Genomic DNA, 25826 nt, shown 5'->3' with positions numbered 1-25826 from the left:
TCCATTTCGGCGAACTACCCCCACCCGGCGTCACGCCGTCAGCCGGTGCGGCTCCGCCTCGACGTGCCGCAGGGGTGTCGACCCGGTGGCCGCCTCGATCGCCCGCTGCGCCGTACGCGCCAGCTCGCGGCGGTCGCCGCCCACCAACTGCGGCAGCACCACCACCTCCACGCGCAACCCACGCATCCGGGCCACCGCCAGCAACGACCCGACCAGCGTCACATCGCCGAGGAAGGCCGCAGCCGTGGTCGGCTCGCCGTCCTCGGTGCAAAACCGCAGGGCGACCGGCAGTATCCGCGCACCGGCGTCGAGAGCCGCCTGGAACACCGCCGGGCGGAACGGTCCGGACGCCCGGCCACACCACGTCGTGCCCTCCGGGAACGCGCCGATCACCGCACCGGCGCGCAACTGTGCGGCGATTCGCCGCACGGCCCCGGGCAGCGCCGTGAGCCGATCCCGGTCGATGTACACGGTGCCGACGCGCCCGGCGAGCGCGCCCAGCAGCGGCCAGGACCGGACCTCGACCTTGGCCAGCAGCCGCATCGGGCACAACGCCTGCAACACAACGACATCCAGCCACGACACGTGGTTGCTGACCACCAGCGCACCATCGCCCGGCATTCGGCCCTCGATCACGACGCGGACGCCCAACGCCCGCAACAACATCCGGAACCAGCCCGGCAACGCCCGCTGCCGCCACCCGGCCCGCAGGACCGGCAGCACCAGCACGAGAGCGCAACCGGCCAGCAGCAGCGCGACGACCAGGGCGAGCCGGAGCACGAGCCGGGCAGCCCCGACCTCGGCTCGCCGGTCGCGCGGCGGAAGGCAGTCCGGCCCGCAGCGTGACACCGGCATCCACGGGTGGTTCATGCCGCCGAGCCCAGGAAGAAGCGCAGGTAGCGCTGGTCCGCTCGGGTCAGGTCGAGCAGCACGAAGAAGTCCGCGACACCGAAGTCCGGGTCGTGCGCAGGTTTTCCGCACACCTGCGCACCGAGCCGCAGATACCCCTTGAGCAGCGGCGGCAACGGGCCGCGCCCGGTGACCTCCAACGGCTCCCACGGCCGGTGCGGGTGCACGCGGAGCTCCTCCGGAGCGTAGTGCTTCTCCGACACCACTTTCCACACGTGAGTGGCCTGCAGTCCACCGTCGTCAAGCGGAACGGATGCGCAACCCGCGAGCAGGTTGTAACCGTGCAGCAGCATGTACCGCGCGATCCCCGCCCACACCAGACTGACGACGGCACCGTTGCGGTGGTCGCGGTGCACGCATGAACGCCCGGCCTCCACCAGCGCCGGGCGCAGCGGATCCAGCGCCGAGAGGTCGAACTCGGTCTCCGAGTAGAGCCCGGAGGACTTCACCCGCTCCGGCGGCAACATCCGGTAGGTCCCGACCACTTCCCCGGTGCGGTCGTCCCGCACGATCAGGTGGTCGCAGTGGTCATCGAAGGGGTCCTGGTCGACACCGGGCTCCCGGCCGGTGACCGTGGCCCCCATCTCCTCGGCAAACACCTGATAGCGCAGGCGTTGCGCGGCGGTGACCTCGGCCTGGTCCCGGGCGACCAGCAGCGAGTAGTGGGCGTCGGCCGACGTGTTCGGCGCGACGCTGGCCAGCAGCTGCGTCTCGGACATGCCGCAGGTGTAGCGCCGCGCGGCGAACGCCCACCAGGCTCGCAAATGACACGGAGTCAGAACTTCCGGTGAATCCCCGGTGCGCGAGCACCGAACGGCCGCACGGCGCGGGGACGTCAGGCGACGCCCTGCAGCGCCGCGGCGACCGCGCGCTCGATGACCGATGCGGGGCTGGGCTGCGTGGCCATCTCGGCGCTGACCTCGCGCGCCGCGGCGCGGAACGCCGGTTCGGCGAGCAGCCGCCGGACCGCGTTCCGCACCCCCGCAACGTCCACTGTGGCCGGATCGTGGGAGAGCCCGACACCCCGGTCCACCACCCGCCGCGCCGACATCGGGTTGTCGGCGAAGGCGGGCAGGACCAGCTGCGGGACGCCGTAGTGCAGCGCCGCGGCGGTGGTGCCCGAACCTCCGTGGTGCACGATCAGCGAACAGGTCGGCAGGAACGACGACAGCGGCAGGAAATCGACCGAGCGCACGTTGCCCGGTAGTTCCCCGAGGTCGGCGAGGTCGGTGTCTCCCGCGGCCAGGACCACCTCCACGTCCATGCCGCCGAGCGCCTCGATCACCACGGACAGGTTGCTCGTGCCGGTGATGACCGGCACCACGGTGCCGAGCGTGACGCAGACCCGCGGCCGCTCCGGCGCCCGCAACGCCCAGTCCGGGACCACGGAGCCGCCGTTGAACGGCACGTACCGCATCGACCACCACGGCACGCCGTCCAGCGAATCGGTCTGCCCGGCCGCCAGCCCGCCCATGCTAGGCGCGCGCGGGTCGACCCGCGCGATCAGGTCCGGCTGTCCCGCCGGGATGCCGAGCTTCGCGCGCAACGCGCGGACGATCTCGTCGTCGCCGTAGACGTCGCGGCGCTCGCGGGTCTCCGCGTCCCGCGTCGACCAGGACACCCGGTTACCCACCTCCAACGCCGGGGCCCCCAACGCCACCGCGGCCAGCCGCCCGGCCGCGTGATCGCTGGTGAACACCACGAGATCCGCGCCGAAGGCACGCCCGGCGGCGATCGTGCCCTCGGTCATGGTCGTGGTGAACAGGCCGAACGGGTTCCCCGTGCGCGCCGCCTTCCGGTACTCCTCGGACAGACCATCCGCGGCGGCCACCTGCTCGACGTCCGGGCGTTCACCCAACGACCCGACGCCGGCGAGCAGCTCCCGCCACACGTCCCGGTCCGGGAACACGTCCACCACCGGCAGTCCGGCCCGGGCCCCCGCCTCGGTCATCTCCGCGGTGGTGGCCAGCAGCACCTCGTGCCCGGCCGCCCGGGCGGCCCAGATGAGGGGAACGATCGGCAACATCAGCCCGTAGCCGGGCGCAGCGGTGAACAAGATTCGCACGGCATTCCACAGTGCCAGAACCGCGCTCCAGCCGTCAGCTGGTTTTCCCCGCGGCAGCCGAAGGCGCGGACCGCCGGTGAGATCTCCGGCATGGCGCCGGTTAGATTTCCGGCATGCAGCACACGACCGACCGCGTCGACCTCTTCACCGACGGCGCGTGCAGCGGCAATCCCGGGCCGGGTGGTTGGGGGGTCGTGCTGCGCTACGGCGAGCACGAGCGGGAGATCTACGGCAGGGAAGCCGCCACGACGAACAACAAGATGGAGCTCATGGCGGTCATCGAGGGCCTTGCTGCCCTGACCCGGCCGGTGCAGGTCGTGCGCATCCACACCGACAGCACCTATGTGCTCAAGGGGATCACCGAGTGGATGCGCGGCTGGAAGCGCAACGGTTGGCTGACCGCGGCCAGGAAGCCGGTCAAGAACGCCGAGCTGTGGCAGCGCCTGGACGCGGAGTGCAACCGGCACGGCGAGGTGCAGTGGCAGTGGGTGAAGGGCCACAACGGCCATCCGGAGAACGAGCGGGCGGACCGCCTGGCCTGCAGGGGGCGGGACGAAGCCCGCGCCCTCTGACCCTGCGGGCAGCAGCGCGAAGGGCACCTCCGACCGACTGGTTGAACTGGTCGTGAGGTGCCCTTCGCATGGGGTCGGCGCGGGGCTCAGCCCTTGCGCTTGGTGATTTCGTCGGTGAGCTGGGGTGCGACCTTGAACAGGTCACCGACGACGCCGTAGTCGGCGATCTCGAAGATCGGCGCCTCGGGGTCCTTGTTGACCGCCACGATCGTCTTGGAGGTCTGCATCCCGGCCCGGTGCTGGATCGCACCGGAAATACCCAGCGCGATGTACAGCTGCGGGGACACGGTCTTGCCGGTCTGCCCGACCTGGAACTGGTGCGGGTAGAACCCGGAGTCCACCGCCGCGCGCGAGGCACCCACCGCGGCCCCCAGGGAGTCGGCGAGCTTTTCCACCACCGCGAAGTTCTCCGCCGAACCGACACCACGCCCACCCGAGACGACCACGGACGCCTCGGTCAGCTCCGGGCGGTCCCCGGCCTCGGCCGGCTGACGACCGGTGATCCTCGCCCCGGTGGCGGCCGGCACCTCGACCTGCTCCACCGCCGCCGCACCCGCGGCCTGCTCGGCCTCCACCGCACCCGGCAGCACCGTGACCACCGGCGTGCCCCTGACCACCTTCGCGGTCGCGTCGTAGGCGCCACCGAACAACGAGTGCGACCCCCCACCCTCACCGTCGATGTCCACGACCTCCGACAGCAGACCCGACCCGGTGCGCACCGCCAACCGCCCGGCGATCTCCTTGCCGTCGATCGACGCCGGCACCAGCACCGCCGCCGGCGACACCCGCTGCACCAACCCGGCCAACACGTCGACCTGCGGCGTCACCAGGAACTGCACGGCCTGCGCCGACTCCGCCGCATACACCTTCGCCGCGCCATACGCGCCCAGCGCCGCGGTCAGCTTCTCGCTGGTACCCGGCTCGCCGACCACCACCGCCGACGGCTCACCCAACCGCCGCGCCACGGTCAACAGCTCGAACGTGACCTTCTTGACCTCGCCGTCCACGTGGTCAACGAGGACCAGAACCTCAGCCATGAAACCTATGCCTCCTCCAAACCCGTGAACAGCCTCAGAGCAGCTTCTCGCCGGCCAGGAACTCAGCGATCCGCACGCCGCCCTCGCCCTCGTCGGTCACCTTCACACCGGCCTGCTTCGGCGGCTTCGGCGCCGAGGCCACCACCTGCGAGGCGGCCCCTGCCAAACCCACCTCGCTCGCATCGATCCCGGCATCGGCCAGGCTCAGCACCGTCACCGGCTTCTTCTTCGCGGCCATGATGCCCTTGAACGACGGATACCGCGGCTCGTTGATCTTCTCCGTCACCGACACCACCGCCGGCAGCTCGGCCTCCACCGTCAGCACACCCGCGTCGGTCTCCCGCTCGATCCGCACGCTCGAACCATCGATCCCGACCTTGCGCGCATACGTCAGCTGCGGCCAGCCCAGCACCTCAGCCACCATCGCCGGCACCGCACCCGCACGACCATCGGTCGACTCGTTACCCGCGATGACCAGGTCCACGCCCGCCACGGTGCCGATCACCTTCGCCAACGCCCGCGCCGTCGCCGGAGCGTCCGTACCGTGCAACGCCGCATCCGACAGATGCACCGCCTTGTCCGCACCCATCGACAACGCCTTACGAATGGCATCCGTGGCACGATCCGGGCCCATGCACACCACGGTCACCTCACCACCATGGGCCTCCTTGATCTGCAGCGCCTCCTCCACGGCGCGCTCATTGATCTCATCCAGCACCGCGTCCGCCGACTCACGATCCAACGTGTGATCCGCATCCGTGAGCTTCCGCTCGGAATACGTGTCGGGCACCTGCTTGACCAGGACGACGATGTTCATGGGCCCTCTTCGACCTCCTGCGGACTTTAAGGACGCGCGCTGGCCCTCCAGCGGCTCTGCTTGCGGACCCGGCCTCGAAGCCCGGGTAGGTTGACCTTGCCATGCCACTGTTCGAAAAGCACAGTGACGCCAACCACCCGGTATGTTACCGGTCGGTAGCCCGGGTGCAACCAGCACCTGCTCGTGACAGTACTCACCTTTCGGTGAGCGCGGCCGTCGCGCCTGACCACCGGGGGCAATCTGGACGTTTCTACCAGTGAGTAGCCTTGCCGCATGAGGCAACGCGTCGCCATCGTGACGGACTCGACGGCTTCCATCCCGCTCGACATCGCCGAGCAGCTGGGAATCTCGATCGTCCAGCTGGAACTGGCGGTCGGCGACGAGCACAACGACGAGCGCCGGGTGCCGCACGCCCAACTCGCCCAGGCCCTGCGCGAGGGCATCCCGGTCACCACCAGCGAACCGCCACCACCGGCCTTTTTCTGGACCTACTCCGACGTCGCGGCCAACGGCGCCGAGGCGATCGTGTCGATCCACATCTCCGAGGGCCTGTCCCGCACCTGCCAGTCGGCCCGGATCGCGGCCGCGGAGATCGGCATCCCCGTCTACGTGGTCGACTCGCGACTGGTCGGCCTGGGGCTGGGCTTGCCGGTCGTCGCCGCCGCCGAGGCCGCGGCCGCCGGGGCCACCCCGCAGGGCGTGATGGGCGTCCTGGACCGCCGCCTGCGCAGCACCACCCAGCTGCTCTACGTCGACACCCTCGAATACCTGCACCGCGGCGGCCGGATCGGGCGCGCCCAGGCATGGCTTGGGCAGGCGCTGTCGATCAAGCCGGTGCTGGTGCTCAAGGAGGGGATCATCGACCAGCTCACCAAGGCCCTCGGATCGGACCGGGCGCTGAAGAAGGCGGTGACCAACGCCGTCCAGCGGGCGGGCGGCGGCCCGGTCGACATCGGCGTGGAGCACTTCGAGTACGGCGATCGCGCCCGGCAGGTGCTCGACGACCTGCGCTCCCAGCTGCCGCAGGTCCGCCGGACGACGCTGGAGGAGACGAGCGCCGTGCTGGGCGCCCACGCCGGGCCGGGCGCGCTCGGCATCACCATCTCGCCCGTCTGACGAACGCACCGCGGCACCGACGGCCACCCGGTCCTCGGTGTCGCGGTCTTGCCATCCCGGCCGCGGCAACCCAGCCGCGGCGATCATCTCCACTCCTCCGAGTGATGCGAACTCGCGTTCGAGCACGGAACACTGGGTGGTGCCGCTCCGAGATCACACCCTCCTGAAGGGACGGAGCGAGCTCTTCCGCCCACGTTCCCGTTCCCGGAGGGGGATCACCATGCGTTGCACGACCGTGCTGCTCGCCGCCGCACCGGACCGCGCCGGATCAGCCCGCCAGCTTGTCCATCGCGCGATGGATGCGCTTCACCGACACCGGGTGCGCCGTGCCGAGCGTCTGCGCGAACAGACTCACCCGCAGTTCCTCGATCATCCAGCCGATCCGCCGCAGCGGCTCGCTCGGGGACCGGCCCTGCGGCACCTCGGCCACAAGATCCCGATACCGCTGCTCGACCTCGTCCACCTGGTACATCCAGTCCCGGTCGCGCTGCGGGTGGTACTGCAGCTTCTCCAGCCGCTGCTCGATCGCCCGCAGGTAGCGCACCACGTCGGGCAACCGGTCGAACCCGGTCCCCGTGACAAATCCCGGGTACAGCAAGCCCTGCAGCTGCTCGCGGATGTCGGCAAGCGCGTCCGCCGGCGCGTTCTTGGGCGGATCGGCCAGGATCGACTCGACGCGCTGCGCCGCGACCAGGATCTTCTCCACCGCGGACACCACGGCGACGGTCACCTCACCGAGCTGCGCCCGCACCTTGTCCCGGAGCGCGGCGAAGGCCGTGTCGTCCCACACCGGCCCGCCGTTGTCGGCCATCAACTTGTCGACCGCGCAGCTCACGCAGTCCTCGAGCACGGCGGCGAGGTCACCGTAGCGGCTGCCGCCCAGCACCAACCGGGTCGTGCCGCTCATGCCGCGCTGCAGCGACTTCACCGGCGAGGGCACGTTCAGCAGCAGCAACCGGCGGGTGCCGTCCCACAGCGCCCGCTGCTGCTCCTCCTCGGTGTCGAACATGCGGACCGCGACGCTGTCGCCGTCGTCGACCAGCGCCGGATACGCCTTCACCGCGTGCCCCGCCCGCTGCTGCTCGAAGGTCCGCGGCAGCTGCCCGAAGCTCCACGACCGCAGTCCGCGCTGCTCGATGTCGTCGGCGGCCTTGGAGATCTCGGCGCGTACCTTCGGTTTCAGCCGCAGCTTCAACGACTCCAGGTCCTTGGACTCGGCAACCTTGCGGCCCTTGCCGTCCACCACCCGGAAAGTCATCTTCAGGTGGTCCGGAACCCGCTCCAGGTCCCATTCCGAGCGCGAAACCGCGACACCGGTCATGCGCCGCAGCTCCTCCTGCAGCGTGTCCAGCAGCGGGGCCTCCAGCGGCGCGACCCGCGCCAGCACGGCCTTGGCGAAGTCCGGGGCGGGCACGAAGTTGCGGCGCAGCGGTTTCGGCAGCGACTTCAGCAGCGCGGTCACGAGCTCCTCGCGCAACCCCGGGATCTGCCAGTCGAAACCGACCGGGTCGATCTGGTTGAGCACCGGCAACGGGATGTGCACGGTCACGCCGTCGGCGTCGGAGCCGGGCTCAAACTGGTAGGACAGCGGCAACCGGTGCCCGCCCTGCATCCAGAAGTCGGGGTAGTCCTGGTCGCTGACCTCCGCCGACTGCTGGTTGATCAGCATGGACTTCTCGAAGTTGAGCAGGTCCGGCTGCTCGCGGCGCACCTTCTTCCACCACGAGTCGAAGTGCCGGCCGGACACCACCTCGGCGCCGATGCGCTGGTCGTAGAACTCGAACAGCGTCTCGTCGTCGACCAGGATGTCGCGTCGCCGAGCCCGCTCCTCGAGGTCCTCGACCTCCTCGAGCATGGCCCGGTTCTCGTGGAAGAACGCGTGCCGGGTGTCCCAGTCGCCCTCCACCAGGGCGTGCCGGATGAACAGCTCGCGGCTGAGCTCCGGATCGATGCGCCCATAGTTGATCTTGCGGCCGGTCACCAGCGGAACGCCGTAGAGGGTGACGCGTTCGAAGGCCACCACCGAAGCGCGGTCCTTCTCCCAGTGCGGCTCGCTGTAGGTGCGCTTGACCAGGTGCTGCGCCAGCTTCTCCACCCACTCCGGTTCGACCCGCGCCACGATGCGGGCCCACAAGCGGGAGGTTTCCACCAGTTCGGCGGCCATCACGAACCGCGGTGGCTTCTTGAACAGCGCCGAGCCGGGGAACACGGCGAACCGGGCGTTGCGCGCACCCTGGTACTCGTTGCCGCCGCGGCCCTGCTGCGGAGCGGACTTCTTGTCGACGTCCTTGAGGCCGACGTGCGACAACAACCCGGCCAGCACCGACTGGTGGATCCGGTTTGTGTCGGCCTGGTGGTCGCCGAGGTTCATGCCCATCGACTTCACCAGCTGGCTCAGCTGCCCGTAGAGGTCCTGCCACTCGCGGACCCGCAGGTAGTTGAGGAAGTCGGTGCGGCAGAGCCTGCGGAACTGGCTGGACGACAGCTCCTTCTGCTGGGTGCGCAGGTAGCGCCACATGTTGAGGTAGGTGACGAAGTCGGAGTCCGCGTCCTTGTCGACGAAGCGGGCGTGCTTCTGGTCGGCGGCCTGCTGCTTGTCGGCTGGGCGCTCCCGTGGGTCCTGGATGGACAACGCGGCGGCGATGACCAGCACGTCGCGCACGCAGCCGTTGCGCTCGGCCTCCAGCACCATGCGGGCGAGCCGGGGATCGATGGGCAGCTGCGCGAGCTTGCGCCCGATCGGGGTGAGCCGCTTGTGCAGCTCGGTCTGCGTGCGGTCCAGCGCGCCCAGCTCGTGCAGCAGGTTGATGCCGTCGGTGATCTGGCGGCGGTCCGGGGGATCGATGAAGGGGAACGACTCGATCTCGCCCAGCCCCAGGGACGTCATCTGCAGGATGACCGACGCGAGGTGGGTGCGCAGGATCTCCGGGTCGGTGAACTCGGGGCGGGACAGAAAGTCCTCTTCGGAGTACAGCCGGATGCAGATGCCCTCGGAAACCCGGCCGCAGCGGCCCTTGCGCTGGTTGGCCGACGCCTGCGAAATCGGCTCGATGGGCAGCCGCTGCACCTTGGTCCGGAAGCTGTACCTCGAGATGCGCGCGGTCCCGGGGTCGATGACGTACTTGATGCCCGGCACCGTGAGCGAGGTCTCGGCCACGTTGGTGGACAGCACGATCCGCCGCCCGGAGTGCGGCTGGAACACGCGGTGCTGCTCGGCGGCGCTCAGCCGCGCGTACAGCGGGAGGATCTCGGTGTTGCGGAGGTTCTGCTGCCTGAGCGCGTCGGCGGTGTCGCGGATCTCCCGCTCACCGCTGAGGAAGACCAGGATGTCGCCGGGGCCCTCCGCGCACAGCTCGTCCACGGCGTCGCAGATGGCCTGCGTCTGGTCGCGCACCACGTCCTCGGACTCGTCCGAGTCGTCCACCAGCGGGCGATAGCGGACCTCGACGGGATAGGTGCGCCCGGACACCTCGATGACCGGTGCGTCGTCGAAGTGCCGCGAGAAGCGCTCCGGGTCGATGGTGGCCGAGGTGATGATCACCTTCAGGTCGGGGCGGCGCGGCAGCAGCTGCTTGAGGTAGCCGAGAATGAAGTCGATGTTGAGACTGCGCTCGTGCGCCTCGTCGATGATCAGCGTGTCGTAGCGTCGCAGCAGGCGGTCGTGCTGGATCTCGGCGAGCAGGATGCCGTCGGTCATCAGCTTGACCAGGGTGCGGTCGCCGATGCGCTCGGTGAACCGGACCTGGTAGCCGATCGCGTCGCCGAGCTCGGTGCCCAGTTCCTCGGCCACCCGCTCGGCGACGGTGCGCGCGGCCAACCGGCGGGGCTGGGTGTGGCCGATCATGCCCTGGATGCCGCGGCCCAGCTCCAGGCACATCTTGGGCAGCTGCGTGGTCTTGCCGGAGCCGGTCTCGCCCGCGACGATGACCACCTGATTGTCGCGGATCGCGGCGAGCAGGTCCTCGCGGCGCTGGCTGACCGGCAGCTGCTCCGGGTAGCTGATCTCGGGCACGTTCGCCCGCCGTTGCGCGACCTTGAGCTCCGCGGCGTCGATGTCCCCGGCGATCTCGGCGGTCACCGCCTCCAGCGCCTGCGGGTCGCGGATCTTGCGCGCCCCCTCGATGCGGCGGCGCAGCCGACGCTGATCGTGCAACATCAGCTCGGGCAACCGGTCCCGCAGATCACCAAGCGGGGATGTGACAGACGACGTAGCCATACTGCCCTCAGCATAGAGAAGGCCCGGTCGATCATTGCTCTGGTTTTCGCCGCAGTACCAGGTCAGCGCTGCACCGCAGGCGGCGGCGTGACACAGGACACGGTCCCGGTCGCATCGCCGGGCTCAGGTACGCTCGGCCCGGCACAGATAAGCCATGGCATTGTCACCGACACGGGTGAGCACGACCGTCGCGTCCTCGTCGCCCTTGAGCTTGAGCCGTCGGCGCAGCGCGTCGGGGTCCACGTCGAGGCCGCGAACCAGAATCTCCAGCCGCCCCACGTGGTGGCGGCGCAACTGTGCCCGCAACGACTTCTCGCTGTAGCGGCCGTGTTCGAACACCCGGAACGCGCGGACGCCGGGCGGCGGCTGGTCGCCGGTGAGGTAGGCGATGCGCGGATCGAGCTGCGCGAGCCCGTGCCGCGCCGCGTAGTGGCGCACGAGCCCGGCGCGCACCACAGCGCCGTCCGGGTCGACGATCCACTGCCGGACCTCCCCCGCCGGGCAGTCGTCGGGTTCGGCGTCGGTGATCGTCCAGCCGGTGCCGTCCGGCCGCAGCACCGTCGCCCGCCGACGCGCCCGCGCGTCGGCCAGCCCGCCGAGCCACAGCGCGGCTTCCCGGACCTGGCCCGCCAGCGACACGACCTCGACCTCGGCGGTGTCCGGGACCGCCGCGAAGTCCAGCCCCGGGGCACATTTGACCACCAGGTCTCGGTGGGCGTAGACGTCGAGCAGTTCGTTCAGCGGCGGGACGAGGTCGGCCGGGCTCCAACGCCGCCGACCGGTGTCGTCGCGGCGCGCCGGATCAGCGACCACAGCGGTGTTCCGGGTCACCGGGTGCAGCGCGTCGGCCTCCACGAGCACAGCGGACCGGCCCGCGACCGCGAGATTGTGCTGCGCCATCAACAGCCGGACCCGGTCGAGGTCGGACCCCGCGCACCGGGCCGCAACGGCAGTCAACGCGGCCAGGTCCGCGCCGATCGAGCACGTGACATCGTGCACGTCCCGCCCCGCGAGGCGCTGCGCTCGGTGCCTGGCCACCACACTGGCGGTCGCCTGCTGCAACGCCGTGTCGGTGAAGAGCCACTCGCCGCAGTCGTCCAGTTTGGATTCGGCGCGGCGGCGCAGCACGGCCGTCTCCAGCGCCGCGGCGGCGAACCGCTCTCCCACGAGTCTGCGCGCCGCCGCGACGTCAGCAAGCCGCGAGGCGGTGGTCAACGGGAGGCTGGACAGCTCCGCGACCGCGTCCCGGCCCGCTGCGGAGCGGAGGAAGACGACATCCTCGCGATCGAAGGTGTAACCCAACGCACTTCCCCAGGGCTGTTCACGGAACGTTCTGCGGCAGGCCCCCGGACGCCACGTCGTCGACGCCCCGGCGCGGTGCACGTCCCGCGCACCACGCGAGGGAACCCGACGACCGCGTCCGGCGGCAGGCTCGCGCATTCCGCCCGTGTCCGGCGAACACCGGATCAGCTCCAGTTCACCAGAGCCGGGCGCTCACCGGGCACACCGCCCCCGGGCCGGAGCGGTGTGCGATCAGTTGCCGGTGAACCTGGCCTTGCCGGGGCCGTTCTCGATGAACGACCGCATCCCGATCTTCTGGTCCTCGGTGGCGAAGGTGCCCGCGAACAGCTGGGTCTCCAGCTTCAGGCCCGTCGCGAGGTCGACGTCGAGACCGTTGTCGATCGCCGCCTTGGCCGCGGCCAGCGCCCGTGCCGCGCCGTGGGAGAACTGCTCGGCCCAACGCCGCGCCGCCGCGTAGACCTCGTCCGGTGCCACGAGCTCATCCACCATGCCGAGCGCGAGCGCCTCCTGCGCATCGACGAACCGGCCGGTGTAGATGATGTCCTTGGCCTTGCTCGGCCCGATCAGCCGCGCCAGCCGTTGCGTGCCGCCGGCCCCGGGGATCACGCCGAGCAGGATCTCCGGCTGGCCGACCTTCACGTTGTCGGCGGCGATGCGCCGGTCGCAGGCCAACGCCAGCTCGAAGCCGCCCCCAAGGGCGTAACCGGTCAACGCGGCCACGGTCGGCTTCGGGATCGCCGCGACCCGGCTGATCGCATCGGACAGGCCGCGCTCCTCCTTGCGCGCCATGTCGGTGTAGGACATCTCGGCCATCTCCTTGATGTCCGCACCCGCCGCGAAGACCTTCTCGCCGCCGTAGACGATCACGGCGCGGATGTCCGAGCGCTCGGCGGCCTCGATAGCGGTCTCCCGCAGCTCGACCTCGACCTGCCGGTTCAGCGCGTTCATCTTGGGCCGATCCAGCCGGATCGTCCCGATCGCGCCGTCCACCTCAAGCCTGACGAACTCGCCCACGCAGCACCCTCCTCGTTGAACCGCCGCCTTGCGAGGCTGAGGCTATCGCGCCCGGCCACACGGCTGCTGTGTCAGGCGTCTCAGCGCGCGCCGCCGCGACTCGCGCCGCCCGGGTCGTCAGCCACGCCGGCGCGCGAAGTACCGGGACCCGCTGCGCTGGAGCTCCAGGTCCTGGTCGAAGGTCTTCGACAGGTTGTCCTCGGTGAGTACGTCGTCGAGCAGGCCCTGCGCGACGACCGTGCCCTCGCGCAGCAGCAGCGCGTGCGTGAACCCGGGCGGGATCTCCTCGACGTGGTGGGTGACCAGCACCGACGCGGGGGCGTCCGGATCCATGGCCAGGGCGGACAGCCGGGCCACGAGGTCCTCGCGGCCGCCCAGGTCCAGCCCGGCCGTCGGCTCGTCGAGCAGCAGCAGTTCCGGGTCGCTCATCAGGGCACGCGCGATGGTGGTGCGCTTACGCTCGCCCTCCGACAACGTCGCGAACTGGCGGTCGGCCAGGTGCGCCACGCCCAGCATGTCGAGCAGTTGAGCCGCGCGGTCGGTGTCGATGTCGTCGTACTCCTCCCGCCACCGGCCGAGCACCGAGTACCCAGCGCTGACCACGACGTCCCGGACCAGTTCGTCACCGGGGATGCGGGCCGACAGCGCCGCCGAGCACAGGCCGATGCGGGGGCGCAGGTCGAAAACGTTGGTCTTGCCGAGCCGCTCGCCGAGCACGTCGACCGTGCCCTCGCTGGGGTACATCTCGGTGCTGGCCATCTTGAGCAGGGTCGTCTTGCCCGCCCCGTTGGGGCCCAGCACCACCCAGCGCTCGTCAAGCTCCACCGACCAGTTCACGTCGGAGACCAGCGTGGTGTTGCCCCGCCGGACCTCGACGCCATCCATCCGGATGACCAGGTCGTCCACGTCTACCTCCCAGCCGTGACTGACCGCAGCGCCCGCGGCGTCGCACCTGCGGTTCGTCTCCGTCCGGACCGCCGCTGGTGCCCGGCAGGTCCCCTCCGCGCCCATTGTTCCGCCCGCACCCGCGGCGAAGAGCGGCGGGGAGCACCTCACGCTGGCCCGGCCGAGTGATCGGCGCCCAAATGCCGGGACGGTCCCGTCTTTCCTGGCATGCGGGCCGGACCCGTGCCACGATCGCTGGCGTGTCCGATTCGTTGCTCACCCGCGATCGTGTGATCGACCTCTTCCTGGTCGTCACCTCTGCCTGTCGCTGAAGCGGTCTGCTTTCCGCCCGCTTCCGGGCCCTCCGCGCGGCACGACGAATCCACCCACCCGAACACGCCCCGGCCTCCATCGGCGGGGTGTGCGTGTCGCGCCGTCCTCACCGCACGACACGAACCTGGAGACACCCATGAGCGCTGTGCGCCAGCACCGTCCTACCCACCTGTCCGAATACACCCCCACCGAGCCGGTCCCGGAGCTGGGCGCGGTCGAACTGCACCCCGGCCTCGACGTCCCGCTGCTGCACGACCTGATCCGCCCGGACCATCCGCTGTGGACGCCGCGCGAACTGCGGGACCTGACCAGCCTGGTCGCCGCCGAGTTGGCCGGCCCGCTGCTGGACATCGTCCGCGTCGACGACGAACAGCGCTGGTGGGCGAGGCTGGGCCTGACCGCCGGGGTGGAGCTGTGGCTGCTGTCCTGGGCACCGGGCCAGGGCACCCTGCCACACGACCACGGTGGTGCGTCCGGTTCCTTCTCCGTGCTGTTCGGCGCGCTCCGCGAGGATTACCGCTACGCGGCCGGACCGGTGCGGACGACACACCACGAGGTCGGTTCCAGCGTCGGGTTCGGCAGCGGCCGGGCCCACCAGGTCCGCAACGTGAGTTCGGTGAATGCAGCCAGCGTGCACGCGTATTCGCCGCCGTTGCTGCCGGTGCGCTACTACGCCGACCTGGCGGATGTGCCGCCAGTCCCCGCGCAGCGTCCGCACCTCGCGAGCGCACCGCAACCGCAGGTGAAGGAGCTGGGATGACCCACATTCCGTTCCCGCGCCAGGAGGACGTCACCATCGGCCCGTTCAGCGTCGAGCACCTGCTCGCGGAGTCGCGCGCGAAGCTGTCCCGCGTCGACCCGCACGAGGCGCTGGCCCTGCAGCAGCAGGGCGGCCTGATCATCGACATCCGGCCGCAGGCCAACCGGCTCGCCGAAGGCGAGATCCCGGGCGCGCTGACCGTCGAGCGGATCGTGCTGGAGTGGCGGCTCGACCCGGCGGGCCACCACCGGCTGGAAGGACTGCACCCGGATCGCCCGGTCGTCCTGGTGTGCAACGAGGGCTACGCGTCCAGCCTCGCGGCAGCCCAGGCGAAAGCGCTCGGCCTGACCCGGGCCACCGACCTCGCCGGCGGTTTCCGCGCCTGGAAGGCCGCGGGCCTACCCGTCACCACCGCCGCCTGACCGCAGCAAGGGAACCTTCCTGTCACCAGCGGCAGGAAGGTTCCCTTGCTCGCATCGACCGGTTCGGAATGACAGGAAAGTTCCCTTGCTCACGTCCGGCGGGGTTGTGGGTTCGGGCTGGTTGGAACCGGGGGTGGGGTGGGGTTTCGTCCCGTAGGCTTCCGGGTTTGTGGGAGCGCAGAGCCTGTTGTTGCGGCCGTGGGTCGTGTGCACCGTCGTGGGCGGGGTCGCCGTGGCGGTGGTGGAGTTCATCGCCGAGACCGGTTTCACCGGAACCACCCTGGGGTGGCTGGGGGCTCTCGCCGGGGTGGTGCTGCTGCCCATGGCGACCCAGCTGGGGTTGATCGTCGGATCGGTGGTGTTCGGGCTGCGCGTCCGCCATGTGATCTTCGGCGGGATGCGGGAGGTGGCTTCGTGGACGCCGCGGCGCGTGAGGTTCACGTTGCGCGCATTGCCGGTCACCCTGCGCGCGCAGATCGGTCCGTGGCGGTCTCCGGTGATCCTCCGTTGCTGGTTGGCGGGGCTGGTGTCGGCGCTGGTCGGGCTCGCGGTGGTGGCGGCGGCGTGGTTGCTGGCCGATGACCCGTTCGGTCGCGGATTCGTGCTCGCCGCGACGCCGCTGATGCTCTACAAGCTGTGGCCGCAGCGGGTTCCGCTGATGACCTCCACGGGCTGGATACTGTTCTCGCTGCCCCGGCTGAAGGGCGCGGAGCGGGAGGAGTTCGTCGCCGCACCCGTGGCTGCCCGCGCTTACGAGGCGCTGCGAGTAGGGCAGATCGACCGCGCGCAGGAGTTCGCCGATGTGCTCGCCGAGCAGCACCCCGGGTTGTCCGTGACGGTGTCGTGCCGAATTTCGGTGCTGGAGGCGCGCGGCGAGTACGCGCCCGGGGTGCTGATGCTGCTGAAGTACTTGTCGGAGCACGACAACATCCCGCCGCGCAAGATGTCTTACCTGTTGGTGGGCTTGGCTGGACTGGGCTTCAAGGCCGTGGAGGCCGGGCAGCTCCCGGCTGAGACGCTGCTGCCGACCGCGAAGAAGGCGCTGCAGGACGCCGTCGAGCTGGGCTACCCGGAATTCGAGCTCAGGGGCACCAACGGGTTACTCGCGCTGCTGGAGGGCGACGCGGAGACAGCGGTCAGGCTCGCGGCGACCGGCGCGGAGTACAACCACACGCCGCTGTCCCGTGCCGACGACCTGGCGACGCTGGCCCGGGCGCACATGGCCTGCCGCAACAACGCAGCGGCGCGGGAGGCCCTCGCCCGGGCCGAGGAGCTGGCTCCCTGGTCGCCGCGGGTCGCCGAAACCAGGCAGCGGCTGTCCGTGGCGTGACCGCGGGAGCCGGCCCGTCACCGCATCTCGAGCACGAGTCGACGGTGCCGCCGGTTTCGCCGATCCGCGCGCGCTCGCCGCTTCCTCCAGCGGGAACGTGTCGGGGCCGATGCCACGCAACACCGGCTCCAGCACCGGTACGGACACCCTACCGTCCACAGTGGCCGGAGTTTGCATCCCCAACAGCAGCCTGGCACGCGACGCCGCAACGGGGGTCGGCGCAACGGCCCACCCGGGATCACCCCGTTGACGCCGCGGGGTCAGCGGGGTTCGGCGAGCCGGGCGACCGCCTTGCGGGCCGCGTCCCGCAGATCGCCGAACTTCGCGTCCCCGAGCATCATCCGGCGCAGCTGCGGAACCGCGAGCGGCCAGCTGATCATGCCGATGGACAGCAGCGCGAGCATCCCGGGGTCGAACTCGGTGGTGACCTTGCCGCTGTCCTGGGCGTGGCGGACGCTCTCGGCCTTCTCCCGGTAGTGCGCGGTGCGCTCGGACTCGGAGACGACGCCGGAGTCGCCGCGCTCCAGCGACTCCCAGAGCAGCAGGCGCAGCACGTGCGGGTGTTTCCTGTGGTACTGGGCGATGCGGTCGACGTAGCCGGGCAGATCGCCGCCGTCGATGGGGACTTCCGCAGCCAGTTCGGCCATGGTGCGCTCCAGCACCGCGGTGAACAGTTCGTCCTTGCTGCCGTAGTACGCGTAGATCAGCTGCTTGTTGGCCTTCGCCTGCTGGGCGATGCGGTCGACGCGCGCCCCGGCGATGCCGTGGGCGGCGAACTCGGCGATCGCCGCCTCGAAGATGCGGGCCCGGGTGGCTTCAGCATTGCGGGACACACCACGAACTGTACCCCGGCTACCAACCAACCGGTTGACATCGATCGCTGGCGGGACCGCTGGAAACCAACCAGCCGATGTTGCTTGGCTACTGCGCGGCCCTCGCCCGGGCCTGACGCGCACGTCGGCCGTGGAGCGCTCCCCCGCCCGCCCGCACCACGCCCGTCTCAGCGAGCACCGCCGCCAACCTCGCCGCGGGCGGCTCCGCGCTGATCAGCCGGTTCACATAGCGCAGACCGGCCAGCATGGCACCGGCCGCGACGAGATCGAGCAACGTCCACGGCGACCACACGTCGTGCGGATGACCGTGCGACCACACCACCGCCGACGACACGACGCCACCGAGGACGGACAGCACGGCCAGCATGCGCAGGACAGTCACAACACCCTCCAGGAACACCAAGCTCACTGCGAACGATGCCGATCCCGACACCAGTCACTACGCTCGGTCATGAGCGTGAGCTCAGCGTGAGGACTTCGTGAAAGCCTCCTCATCGAACCGAGGAGGGGTGTGCACCAGTCCTGCTCAGCCCGCGAGGACGACCTTGCCGAGTTCCGCAGGTCCGGACAGCAGCGGGTGCCGGGGCAGGACCCGGACCGTGTATCCCGCCGGGCCCGCGTGCGGCAGGGTCACCGCCGCCTCGTAGCGGCCGTCCGCCACCGGGTGCATCGACTCCGTTACGAAATCGTGCAGCACGTCCGAGTCATCGACTCGGCCCACCACCACCTCGACGTCCACATCGGACGGGTCCAGCCCGGCGAGGTCCACCCGCGCCCGCACGGTCACCTGGCCGCCGAGCAGCGGCGTGTCATCGTCCACCACCATTTCGGTCTCGCTGACGCGCACCCACGTCCACGCCGCCTGCAACCGCGCCCGGTAGTTCGCGATCTCCCGCGCCCCGCGGAACCCGTCCGCGGTCACCGCGCGCACCGACTGCGCCGCCGGGGTGTAGTGGTGGTCGACGTACTCGCGGATCATGCGGGACGCCTGCACCCGCGGCCCCAGCGTGGCGAGCGTGTGTCGCACCATCGACATCCACTTGCCCGGCACGCCGTCGGTGTTGCGCTCATAGAACATCGGCGCCACGTGCTCGGAGATCAGCTCGTACAGCGCCGCCGACTCCAGGTCGTCCCGCCGGTTCGGGTCGCTGACCCCCTCCGCGTTCGGGATCGCCCACCCGTTGTGTCCGTCGAACATCTCGTCCCACCAGCCATCCCGCACCGACAGGTTCAGGACGCCGTTGAGCGCCGCCTTCATCCCCGACGTGCCGCACGCCTCCAGCGGGCGCACCGGGTTGTTCAGCCACACGTCGCAGCCCGACACCAGGTACCGGGCCAGCGACATGTCGTAGTCAGGCAGGAACACGATGCGGTGCCGCACGTCCGGCTGGTCGGCGAACCGCACGATCTGCTGGATCATCGCCTTGCCGCCCTCGTCGGCCGGATGCGACTTGCCCGCGACCACGATCTGCACCGGCCGGTCCGGGTCCAGCAGCAGCTCCCGCAACCGCTCGGTGTCGCGCAGCATCAACGTCGCCCGCTTGTAGGTCGGGACCCGGCGGGCGAACCCGATGGTCAGCACGTCCGGGTCGAACACCGAGTCGCACCAGCCCAGTTCCAGGTCCGAGGCGCCGCGCTGCAACCACGCGACCCGCAGTCGGCGGCGCACCTCGTCCACCAGCCGCTGCCGCAGCGAGCAGCGCAGCTCCCACAGCAGCGAGTCGCTGACCGGCTCCATCCCGCGCAACCCGGCCCCGCTGTCCATTTCGGACTGGCCGAGCAGCTTGCCCAGCTCCCGCGCCGACCAGGTCGGCCCGTGCACCCCGTTGGTGACCGAGGTGATCGGGATCTCCTCGGTGCCGAAACCCGGCCACAGGTTGCGGAACATCTTGCGGATGACCTTGCCGTGCAGCTCCGACACCCCGTTGGCGCGCTGCGCCAGCCGCAACCCCATGTGCGCCATGTTGAACATGCCCGGGTTGTCCTCGGCGCCCAGCGCCAGCACCCGGTCGGTCGGGATGCCGGGCAGCAGCGCGTGCGCCGAACCGTCGCCGAAGTAGTGCCGCACCAGGTCCACCGGGAACCGGTCCACCCCCGCCGGGACCGGGGTGTGCGTGGTGAACACGGTGCCCGCCCGCACCGCGGCCACCGCCTCGTCGAACTGCAGCCCCGGGTCCTCCAGCAGCTCCCGCACCCGCTCCAACCCCAGGAACCCGGCGTGTCCCTCGTTGGTGTGGAACACCTCCGGCTGCGGATGGCCGGTCAGCTCGCAGTACGCGCGCACCGCGCGCATGCCTCCGATCCCGGCCAGAATCTCCTGCCGGATCCGGTGCTCGGCGTCCCCGCCGTACAGCCGGTCGGTGGTGCTGCGCAGGTCGTCGTCGTTCTCCGGCAGGTCGCTGTCCAGCAGCAGCAGCGGAACCCGGCCGACCTGCGCCTTCCAGATCCGCGCGTGCAGGGTGCGCCCGCCGGGCATCGCGATCCGCACCAGAACCGGCTGCCCCGACGGCGCGGTCAGCATCTCCAGCGGCAGGCCGCGCGGATCCAGCACCGGGTAGTGCTCGACCTGCCAGCCCTCCGCCGACAACGCCTGCCGGAAGTACCCCGACCGGTACAGCAGGCCCACCCCGATCATCGGCACGCCCAGGTCCGACGCCGACTTCAGGTGATCACCGGCCAGCACACCCAGCCCACCGGAGTAGTTCGGCAGCGCCTCGGTGAGGCCGAACTCCATCGAGAAGTACGCCACACAGGTCGGCAGGCTCGCGCCCTCGTCCTCCCGCTGCTGGTACCAGCGCGGCACCGTCAGGTAGCGGCGCAGGTCGTCAGCGACGGCGCGGGTGCGGGCCAGGAAGTCCTCGTCGCCGGCCAGCTGGCGCAACCGCTCGGCCGGGACCTCCGCCAGCAGGCGCAGCGGGTCACCGCCCACAGCGGACCACACCTGCGGGTCGACCGCAGCGAACAGGTCCTGCGTCGGCGGGTGCCAGGTCCAGCGGAGGTTGGTCGCCAACGTGCCCAGGGCGCTCAACGGCTCGGGCAGGTGGGCGCGCACGGTGAAGCGGTGGACGGCTCTCACGGGAGCGGACCATATCTCGGAACCGACCGGACCGTGCGCCGGTACCAGCGTCGCCGACCGGTGGGAAGCTAAGTGGCGTGCGTGTGTTCCGACTCGTCGCGGTGCTGGTCGTGGTGATCACCTGCGGTTGCTCCGCCGCGCCGCCCGAACCGCCGCCTGTGGCCGAGACCACGGTCGACCCGTCCTTCGTGCACGGCACCGACCACGGTGACGTCGACCGGCTCGCGGCGACCGCGGTCACCGACGCCCAGCAGTACTGGGCGCAGCAGTACCCGGCGCTGTTCGGCACCCCCTGGCGCGACATCGACGGCGGGTTCTTCTCCGTCGACACCGCGGGCACCGGCAAGGCCCCGCCGTGCGCGGCCGACGTCAGGGACGTCGAGGGCAACGCCTTCTACTGCGCCACCGTCGACGCCATCGCCTGGGACCGCGCGGCCCTGCTGCCGGTGCTGCGCGAGCACTACGGCGACGCAGCCGTCGTGGTGGTGCTCGCGCACGAGCTCGGGCACGCGGTGCAGGCACGCGCCGGGATGAACGTCGGCGGCGCGGAGGACGCGCTGCGGATGGAGACCATGGCCGACTGCTACTCCGGTTCCTTCACCCGCTGGGTCGCGGACGGGCGGGCACCGCACCTGCGAATCAGCGCCGAACAGCTCGACGCGGCGATGCGCGCGATCACCCTGTTCCGCGACCCCGTGGGCACCACCACCCCCGAGCACGGGACCGCATTCGACCGGATCTCGGCGTTCCAGGACGGCTTCTCTCACGGCCCGCGGCGTTGCGCGAACCTGGTCGAAGCCGGGCTGACCGCGTCCACGGCGGCCGACCCGAACCAACCGCTGGACGAGGTGCTGCGCGCCGACGGCGTGGCGTCCTGGTTCGGCGATCTCGTCACCCGGCGGGGCGGGCGCTGGACCCCACCGGTCCGCTCCGCCAGCTGCCCGGGGAAGGCGGGTCCGGTCGCGTTCTGCGCGCCCCCGCCGACGGTGGCCGCCGACCGCGAGGCCCTCGCCGGGCCGCACCATGACATCGGCGACCAGGCGGTGACGACGCTGCTCGCGTCGCGGTACGCACAAGCCGCGCTCGCCTCGCTCGACCGTCCCGCCGACGCCCGGCAGATCATGTGCCTCACCGGCGCCTACACCGCGGCGCAGCCCGAACTCTCCCCCGGCGACCTGGACGAGGCGGTGGACATCATGCTCACGTCCGGCGACGTCACCCCGACAACGATGACCGGGTTCGACCGTATCGCCGCCTTCCGCACCGGAGCAGTGCACGGCACCACCGCCTGCGGCCTCTGAAACAGGTGCGACACGAGCAAGGGAACCTTCCTGCCACCCGGGGCCGGGGTGACGTGCGCAAGGGAACCTTCCCGCCACCCGGGGCCGGGGTGACGTGCGCAAGGGAACCTTCCTGTCACTGCACCCCGGCCGGAATCCGGTGAGATCCGCCGTGGAAGTCGATCGTCAACCGATAGGCTTCGTCGGGCACCGGGCGGCGCAGGGCCCGGCAGGAGGATGTCGGCACCTTCAGGGATGGGGCGCGTCAGTGTTACGGGAATCGACAGGCAACCGGCGGCGGAAGTTCGGCACGGCGGTCTCCGCGCTCGCATGCGTCGCACTCGTCGGCGGGTGCTCCCAGACGATCAGCGGCATCCCGACCACGCTCGGCGGCTATTCGACCACCGAGGTGGCCGGGCTGCCGGTCACCAACGGCCCGAGCGGACCGAAGGACGGTGCGCCCGAATCCTCGCTGCCCGTCGAGGGCACCGACAACGGCGCGATGGACAAGCTGGCGCGCAACGCGGTCTCGGACGTCGAGGACTACTGGGCCGAGGTGTTTCCGAAAACGTTCGGCGGCAAGCGGTTCCAGCCGGTCAGGCGGCTGGCTTCCTACGACTCGTCCGGTCCGGGCATGCAGCTGTGTGGCGGCAGCACCGCGGGGATGGTCAACGCCTTCTACTGCCCTTCCGAGGACGTCATCGCCTGGGACCGCGGCGAGTTACTCCCGCAGCTGCACAACAGCTTCGGGCCGATGGCCGTGGTGGCGGTCCTCGCACACGAGATGGGCCACGCCGTGCAGCACCGCGCGGGCACGGCCAGCGCCAACGACCCGGTCATCGTGCTGGAGCAGCAGGCGGACTGCTTCACCGGCGCGTACTTCCGGCACGTCGCCGAGGGCTCCTCGGAGTACTTCCAGGTCTCCACCGGCCAGGGCCTCAACGAGGTCATGGGCGTGCTGAGCTTCATCCGCGACGCGCCCGGCAGGTCCGACTTCACCGGCGCCAACGCGCACGGCAGCGCGTTCGACCGGGTCACGGCGTTCCAGTACGGCTTCAGCGAGGGCCCGCAGCGCTGCGCGAAGATGGATCCCAATGACGTCAAGAAGCGCACCACGCTGTTCCAGTCCTGGAAGGAGGAGCAGGACACCGACCTACCGGTCGACGAGCGCAGCCTGAACGCCGTTGAGCAGAGCCTGCGCGCGGTGTTCCGCGACACGGGCGCCGAACCGCCGAAGATCGTCGAGCAGCCGCAGTCCTGCGGGGGCACACCGCCGACGTCGCCGGCCTCCTACTGCCCGACCACGAACACGGTGTCGCTGAACCTGCCGGAGCTGCAGAAGATCGCCCAACCGCCGAACAAGAACGCCGAGTCCGCCGGGTACGGCGACTTCGCCGCATACGCGCAGGTCGCCTCCCGGTACGCGCTGTCGGTGCAGAAAGCGGCGGGCCTGCCGCTCGACGACGAGGCCGCGGGCCTGCGCACCGCCTGCCTGGTCGGGGCGTGGAGCGGCCTGCTGGTGGAGGACCCGATCGGGCAGCGCAACCCGGTGGGGCAGCTGCGGATCGTGCCGCAGGACATTGACGAGGGCGTGTCCGCGCTGCTCGGGGACGACAGCCTGATCGCGGCGAACGTCAACGGTGACCAGGTGTCGGTCGGGTTCGCCCGCGTCGAGGCGTTCCGGATCGGCGTCCAGGAGGGCATGGCCCCGTGCACGACGAAGTACGGCGGCTGAGCTGACCGGAGTGCTGCGGTGTCGTCCTCGGGCGGCACCGCAGTCGTGTCTCCGGGCCAACGCGCAGCGGTTCCGGGCGGCCCACGGACCAGGCATCCGGACCGGGAAGGCTACCTGGCGCGACCAAATGGTGTTGTACCACCGCCCGCGACCTCGTCCGCCAGATGATGATCATCCGGGACGTGGCGGCCCACCTGCGCACGAACGGCGTCGCGGTGGAGGACCTGACCACCCGAACTGCTCGGTCGAGGGCCCTCCACCCACGGCGTGATCAGGTGAACGCGTTCAGAACAGGGCGTTGGCCAGCGCGCGGCGGGCGGCGATGACGCGCTCGTCACCGTCCGGGAACACCTCGAACATCTCCAGCAGGTGGCGGCGGATGCGGTCGCGCTCGTCACCGGACGTCCGCTTCACCGCGCGCACCAGCCGGTCGAAGCCCTCCGCCACCTTGCCGGTGGCGACCTCGGCGTCGGCCGCAGCGAGCTGCGCGTCGATGTCGTCCGGGGCCGCGTCCGCCCGCTCGATCGCGCCCGGGTCGGCCTGCTCGGCGCGGGCGCTGAAGCGGACCTGCGCCAGCGCGGCCTTCGCCTGCTCGTTGTTCGGCTCGGCGTCGAGGATCTTCTGGTAGGCGGCCTCCGCGGCGGCGTAGTCGCCCCGCTCGAGAGCTTCCTCGGCGGCGGTGAACCGCGGGTCCTCCGGCTCCTCCGCCGGGGCCCCCGGCCCGCCCTGCTCGGCGGCCCGGATGCCGGGCAGCTGGTCGCGCAGCGCGTTGAGCAACGAGCTGATCCACTGGCGGAGCTGCGGCTCCGGCTGGGCCCCGGCGAACGCGTCCACCGGCTGCCCACCGGCGATGGCGATCACCATCGGCACCGACTGCACCTGGAACAGCTGCGCGATGCGCGGGTTGGCGTCGACGTCGATCTTGGCGAGCACCCAGGCGCCGTTACCCTCCTGCGCGAGCTTCTCCAGCACCGGGGACAACTGCTTGCACGGCCCGCACCAGGTCGCCCACAGGTCGACGACCACCGGGACCTGCATGGACCTGTCGATCACCTCGGCCTGGAAGGTGGCCTCGGTGACGTCGACGACCGTCGCGGCGGCTCCACCGCCACCGCTGGGCGACTTGGGGGCGGCCGCGGCCCGAGCAGCGGCTTCGGCCCGGCTCTTGAGCGCCGACAGATCGACTGCGCCCGCCATCGCGGCGGACATTGCGGCTGCGTTCTGGCGTGGATCCGGCCTCGTCACGCCACCATCCTGACACGCCGCGCCAGGCGCGCGGCGGCTGGGCGGCCGATATCGCACCACCACCGCCGAAGCACGACACGCCCGATCGGACCCAGATCAACTCGAACACATGAACACCTGCCACTCGAAAAGGTGGCCTTGCTGGTCGATCTCTCAAGTCCGCGGACCTTGATCACCGAAGGGGACAGGGAGCCCGCGAGGGACCACCGCCCCTCCGCGGGCCCGCAGGGCCTCCGGTGGGGGACCTCTGGCCAGTAGTTCAACGAGAGGTACGAAAAAGTGCGTATTGCAACCCGTGTTGCCGGTGTCGCTGGTGCCGCCGCCCTCGGCGTGATGGGCCTGGGCACCGCCGCCTTCGCGGACAGCGCCACCAACAACGGCATCAACGCGGTCGACGACAACAACATCAGCGCCGTCCCGGTGCAGGCGTGCGGCAACAACGTCGGCGCCGTCATCGGCGTCGTCGTGCCGATCCTGTCGCCGCAGGTCAACGGCTGCGCCAACGCCCCGGTCGTGGACCACCTGAAGGTCAGCTGAGCAAGCCTCGAGAACCGGGGGTGGCACCACTGCCACCCCCGGTTCTCATCGGTCACTCCCGCGACAGGTGCTCCTCGACCCGCCGCACCTTCTCCTGCAGCTGGTTCGTGTAGCCGGGGCGGATGTCGGCTTTGAGCACCAGGCTGGTGCGCGGTGCGTGCGGCAGCCCGGACTCCCGCACCACCTTCACTGCAGCGGCCACCGCCTCGCTGACGCTGTCCCCGGCACCGCTCGGTGCCACGCTGAACGCCACCAGCACGTGCGCTCCTCCTCCTCGACGATCGGTCCTGCGCCGTCGCCCCGATCATGCTCTCCGCCGCGGAAATCACGCACCGCAGCCCC

22 protein-coding genes are annotated in these 25826 nt (G+C 70.7%); 8 read left to right on the top strand and 14 right to left on the bottom strand.

Features of this window, described 5'->3' with window-relative positions:
- Nucleotides 1-30: 30 nt before the first annotated feature.
- The 3 genes from IEY17_RS03655 to IEY17_RS03645 form a co-directional block, all read right to left on the bottom strand.
- Complete coding sequence (locus IEY17_RS03655; RefSeq protein ID WP_188985472.1) at nt 31-870, bottom strand: lysophospholipid acyltransferase family protein; 840 nt, start codon at nt 868-870, stop codon at nt 31-33.
- Entirely contained in the window at nt 867-1628 is a 762-nt protein-coding gene (locus tag IEY17_RS03650) for a GNAT family N-acetyltransferase (RefSeq protein ID WP_188985470.1), read from the bottom strand. The genes IEY17_RS03655 and IEY17_RS03650 overlap by 4 nt, the downstream gene beginning before the upstream one ends.
- A gap of 116 nt (nt 1629-1744) precedes the next feature.
- Nucleotides 1745-2974 (bottom strand): nucleotide disphospho-sugar-binding domain-containing protein, encoded by a 1230-nt coding sequence (locus IEY17_RS03645; RefSeq protein WP_188985468.1) that lies wholly within the window; start codon nt 2972-2974, stop codon nt 1745-1747.
- Nucleotides 2975-3087: 113 nt separating this feature from the next.
- Between IEY17_RS03645 and rnhA the strand changes: the two genes are divergently transcribed.
- Nucleotides 3088-3546 carry a ribonuclease HI gene (gene rnhA / locus IEY17_RS03640; RefSeq protein ID WP_188985466.1) on the top strand — a complete coding sequence of 153 codons (459 nt, stop codon included), beginning with the start codon at nt 3088-3090 and terminating at the stop codon, nt 3544-3546.
- Between the two features lie 86 nt (nt 3547-3632).
- On the opposite strand, the gene IEY17_RS03635 is transcribed toward rnhA, so the two are convergent.
- Together IEY17_RS03635 and IEY17_RS03630 are read right to left on the bottom strand one after the other, a co-directional pair.
- Nucleotides 3633-4583, bottom strand: coding sequence for an electron transfer flavoprotein subunit alpha/FixB family protein (locus IEY17_RS03635; RefSeq protein ID WP_188985464.1), 951 nt, complete (start codon nt 4581-4583; stop codon nt 3633-3635).
- A gap of 34 nt (nt 4584-4617) precedes the next feature.
- On the bottom strand, nt 4618-5400 hold the full coding sequence (locus IEY17_RS03630; RefSeq protein ID WP_188985462.1) for an electron transfer flavoprotein subunit beta/FixA family protein: 783 nt from the start codon (nt 5398-5400) through the stop codon (nt 4618-4620).
- Nucleotides 5401-5673: 273 nt separating this feature from the next.
- On the opposite strand from IEY17_RS03630, the gene IEY17_RS03625 reads away from it, so the two are divergent.
- Nucleotides 5674-6516: a DegV family protein gene (locus IEY17_RS03625; protein WP_188985460.1), complete on the top strand. Its 843-nt coding sequence runs from the start codon at nt 5674-5676 to the stop codon at nt 6514-6516.
- Between the two features lie 268 nt (nt 6517-6784).
- Here the strand turns inward: IEY17_RS03625 and hrpA are convergent, their stop codons facing one another.
- The 4 genes from hrpA to IEY17_RS03605 form a co-directional block, all read right to left on the bottom strand.
- Nucleotides 6785-10732 (bottom strand): ATP-dependent RNA helicase HrpA, encoded by a 3948-nt coding sequence (gene hrpA / locus IEY17_RS03620; protein WP_188985458.1) that lies wholly within the window; start codon nt 10730-10732, stop codon nt 6785-6787.
- A gap of 123 nt (nt 10733-10855) precedes the next feature.
- Nucleotides 10856-12034 carry a class I SAM-dependent methyltransferase gene (locus IEY17_RS03615; RefSeq protein WP_188985456.1) on the bottom strand — a complete coding sequence of 393 codons (1179 nt, stop codon included), beginning with the start codon at nt 12032-12034 and terminating at the stop codon, nt 10856-10858.
- 231 nt (nt 12035-12265) lie between these two features.
- Nucleotides 12266-13048 (bottom strand): enoyl-CoA hydratase/isomerase family protein, encoded by a 783-nt coding sequence (locus IEY17_RS03610; RefSeq protein ID WP_188985453.1) that lies wholly within the window; start codon nt 13046-13048, stop codon nt 12266-12268.
- Nucleotides 13049-13165: 117 nt separating this feature from the next.
- On the bottom strand, nt 13166-13933 hold the full coding sequence (locus IEY17_RS03605; protein WP_188986258.1) for an ABC transporter ATP-binding protein: 768 nt from the start codon (nt 13931-13933) through the stop codon (nt 13166-13168).
- 469 nt (nt 13934-14402) lie between these two features.
- On the opposite strand from IEY17_RS03605, the gene IEY17_RS03600 reads away from it, so the two are divergent.
- The 3 genes from IEY17_RS03600 (at nt 14403) to IEY17_RS03590 (ending at nt 16778) form a co-directional block, all read left to right on the top strand.
- On the top strand, nt 14403-15026 hold the full coding sequence (locus IEY17_RS03600; RefSeq protein ID WP_188985451.1) for a cysteine dioxygenase: 624 nt from the start codon (nt 14403-14405) through the stop codon (nt 15024-15026).
- Nucleotides 15023-15448 carry a rhodanese-like domain-containing protein gene (locus IEY17_RS03595; RefSeq protein ID WP_188985449.1) on the top strand — a complete coding sequence of 142 codons (426 nt, stop codon included), beginning with the start codon at nt 15023-15025 and terminating at the stop codon, nt 15446-15448. The genes IEY17_RS03600 and IEY17_RS03595 overlap by 4 nt, the downstream gene beginning before the upstream one ends.
- Nucleotides 15449-15617: 169 nt before the next feature.
- Nucleotides 15618-16778: a hypothetical protein gene (locus tag IEY17_RS03590; protein WP_229679818.1), complete on the top strand. Its 1161-nt coding sequence runs from the start codon at nt 15618-15620 to the stop codon at nt 16776-16778.
- Nucleotides 16779-17038: 260 nt separating this feature from the next.
- Here the strand turns inward: IEY17_RS03590 and IEY17_RS03585 are convergent, their stop codons facing one another.
- The 3 genes from IEY17_RS03585 to glgP form a co-directional block, all read right to left on the bottom strand.
- Nucleotides 17039-17611 (bottom strand): TetR/AcrR family transcriptional regulator, encoded by a 573-nt coding sequence (locus IEY17_RS03585; RefSeq protein WP_188985447.1) that lies wholly within the window; start codon nt 17609-17611, stop codon nt 17039-17041.
- Nucleotides 17612-17699: 88 nt separating this feature from the next.
- Complete coding sequence (locus IEY17_RS03580) at nt 17700-17993, bottom strand: hypothetical protein (RefSeq protein ID WP_188985445.1); 294 nt, start codon at nt 17991-17993, stop codon at nt 17700-17702.
- 144 nt (nt 17994-18137) lie between these two features.
- Nucleotides 18138-20687 carry an alpha-glucan family phosphorylase gene (gene glgP, locus IEY17_RS03575; RefSeq protein WP_188985443.1) on the bottom strand — a complete coding sequence of 850 codons (2550 nt, stop codon included), beginning with the start codon at nt 20685-20687 and terminating at the stop codon, nt 18138-18140.
- Nucleotides 20688-20764: 77 nt separating this feature from the next.
- Here glgP and IEY17_RS03570 point away from each other — a divergent pair, with 77 nt between their 5' ends.
- Together IEY17_RS03570 and IEY17_RS25740 are read left to right on the top strand one after the other, a co-directional pair.
- Nucleotides 20765-21988, top strand: a complete 1224-nt coding sequence (locus tag IEY17_RS03570) for a neutral zinc metallopeptidase (RefSeq protein ID WP_229679817.1) — start codon at nt 20765-20767, stop codon at nt 21986-21988.
- 247 nt (nt 21989-22235) lie between these two features.
- Complete coding sequence (locus IEY17_RS25740) at nt 22236-23702, top strand: neutral zinc metallopeptidase (protein ID WP_188985441.1); 1467 nt, start codon at nt 22236-22238, stop codon at nt 23700-23702.
- A gap of 285 nt (nt 23703-23987) precedes the next feature.
- Here the strand turns inward: IEY17_RS25740 and IEY17_RS03560 are convergent, their stop codons facing one another.
- Complete coding sequence (locus tag IEY17_RS03560) at nt 23988-24899, bottom strand: tetratricopeptide repeat protein (protein WP_188985439.1); 912 nt, start codon at nt 24897-24899, stop codon at nt 23988-23990.
- A 327-nt stretch (nt 24900-25226) separates the two neighbouring features.
- Between IEY17_RS03560 and IEY17_RS03555 the strand changes: the two genes are divergently transcribed.
- Nucleotides 25227-25484, top strand: a complete 258-nt coding sequence (locus IEY17_RS03555; protein ID WP_229679816.1) for a hypothetical protein — start codon at nt 25227-25229, stop codon at nt 25482-25484.
- A gap of 52 nt (nt 25485-25536) precedes the next feature.
- On the opposite strand, the gene IEY17_RS03550 is transcribed toward IEY17_RS03555, so the two are convergent.
- Complete coding sequence (locus IEY17_RS03550) at nt 25537-25743, bottom strand: thiamine-binding protein (RefSeq protein WP_188985436.1); 207 nt, start codon at nt 25741-25743, stop codon at nt 25537-25539.
- Nucleotides 25744-25826: the final 83 nt, after the last annotated feature.

It is taken from the genome of Saccharopolyspora thermophila (genome assembly GCF_014646075.1).
GTDB lineage: Bacteria > Actinomycetota > Actinomycetes > Mycobacteriales > Pseudonocardiaceae > Saccharopolyspora > Saccharopolyspora thermophila.
This window is presented reverse-complemented; position numbering and strand designations above follow the sequence as displayed.

Excerpts from the sequence above, each read along its gene's own strand:
- rnhA (WP_188985466.1), top strand. The coding sequence starts at position 3,088 with ATGCAGCACACGACCGACCGCGTCGACCTCTTCACCGACGGCGCGTGC.
- IEY17_RS03605 (WP_188986258.1), bottom strand. The coding sequence starts at position 13,933 with ATGGATGGCGTCGAGGTCCGGCGGGGCAACACCACGCTGGTCTCCGAC.
- hrpA (WP_188985458.1), bottom strand. The coding sequence starts at position 10,732 with ATGGCTACGTCGTCTGTCACATCCCCGCTTGGTGATCTGCGGGACCGG.
- IEY17_RS03595 (WP_188985449.1), top strand. The coding sequence starts at position 15,023 with ATGACCCACATTCCGTTCCCGCGCCAGGAGGACGTCACCATCGGCCCG.
- IEY17_RS03560 (WP_188985439.1), bottom strand. The coding sequence starts at position 24,899 with ATGGCGGGCGCAGTCGATCTGTCGGCGCTCAAGAGCCGGGCCGAAGCC.
- IEY17_RS03650 (WP_188985470.1), bottom strand. The coding sequence starts at position 1,628 with ATGTCCGAGACGCAGCTGCTGGCCAGCGTCGCGCCGAACACGTCGGCC.
- IEY17_RS03630 (WP_188985462.1), bottom strand. The coding sequence starts at position 5,400 with ATGAACATCGTCGTCCTGGTCAAGCAGGTGCCCGACACGTATTCCGAG.
- IEY17_RS03625 (WP_188985460.1), top strand. The coding sequence starts at position 5,674 with ATGAGGCAACGCGTCGCCATCGTGACGGACTCGACGGCTTCCATCCCG.
- IEY17_RS03635 (WP_188985464.1), bottom strand. The coding sequence starts at position 4,583 with ATGGCTGAGGTTCTGGTCCTCGTTGACCACGTGGACGGCGAGGTCAAG.
- IEY17_RS03655 (WP_188985472.1), bottom strand. The coding sequence starts at position 870 with ATGAACCACCCGTGGATGCCGGTGTCACGCTGCGGGCCGGACTGCCTT.
- IEY17_RS03600 (WP_188985451.1), top strand. The coding sequence starts at position 14,403 with ATGAGCGCTGTGCGCCAGCACCGTCCTACCCACCTGTCCGAATACACC.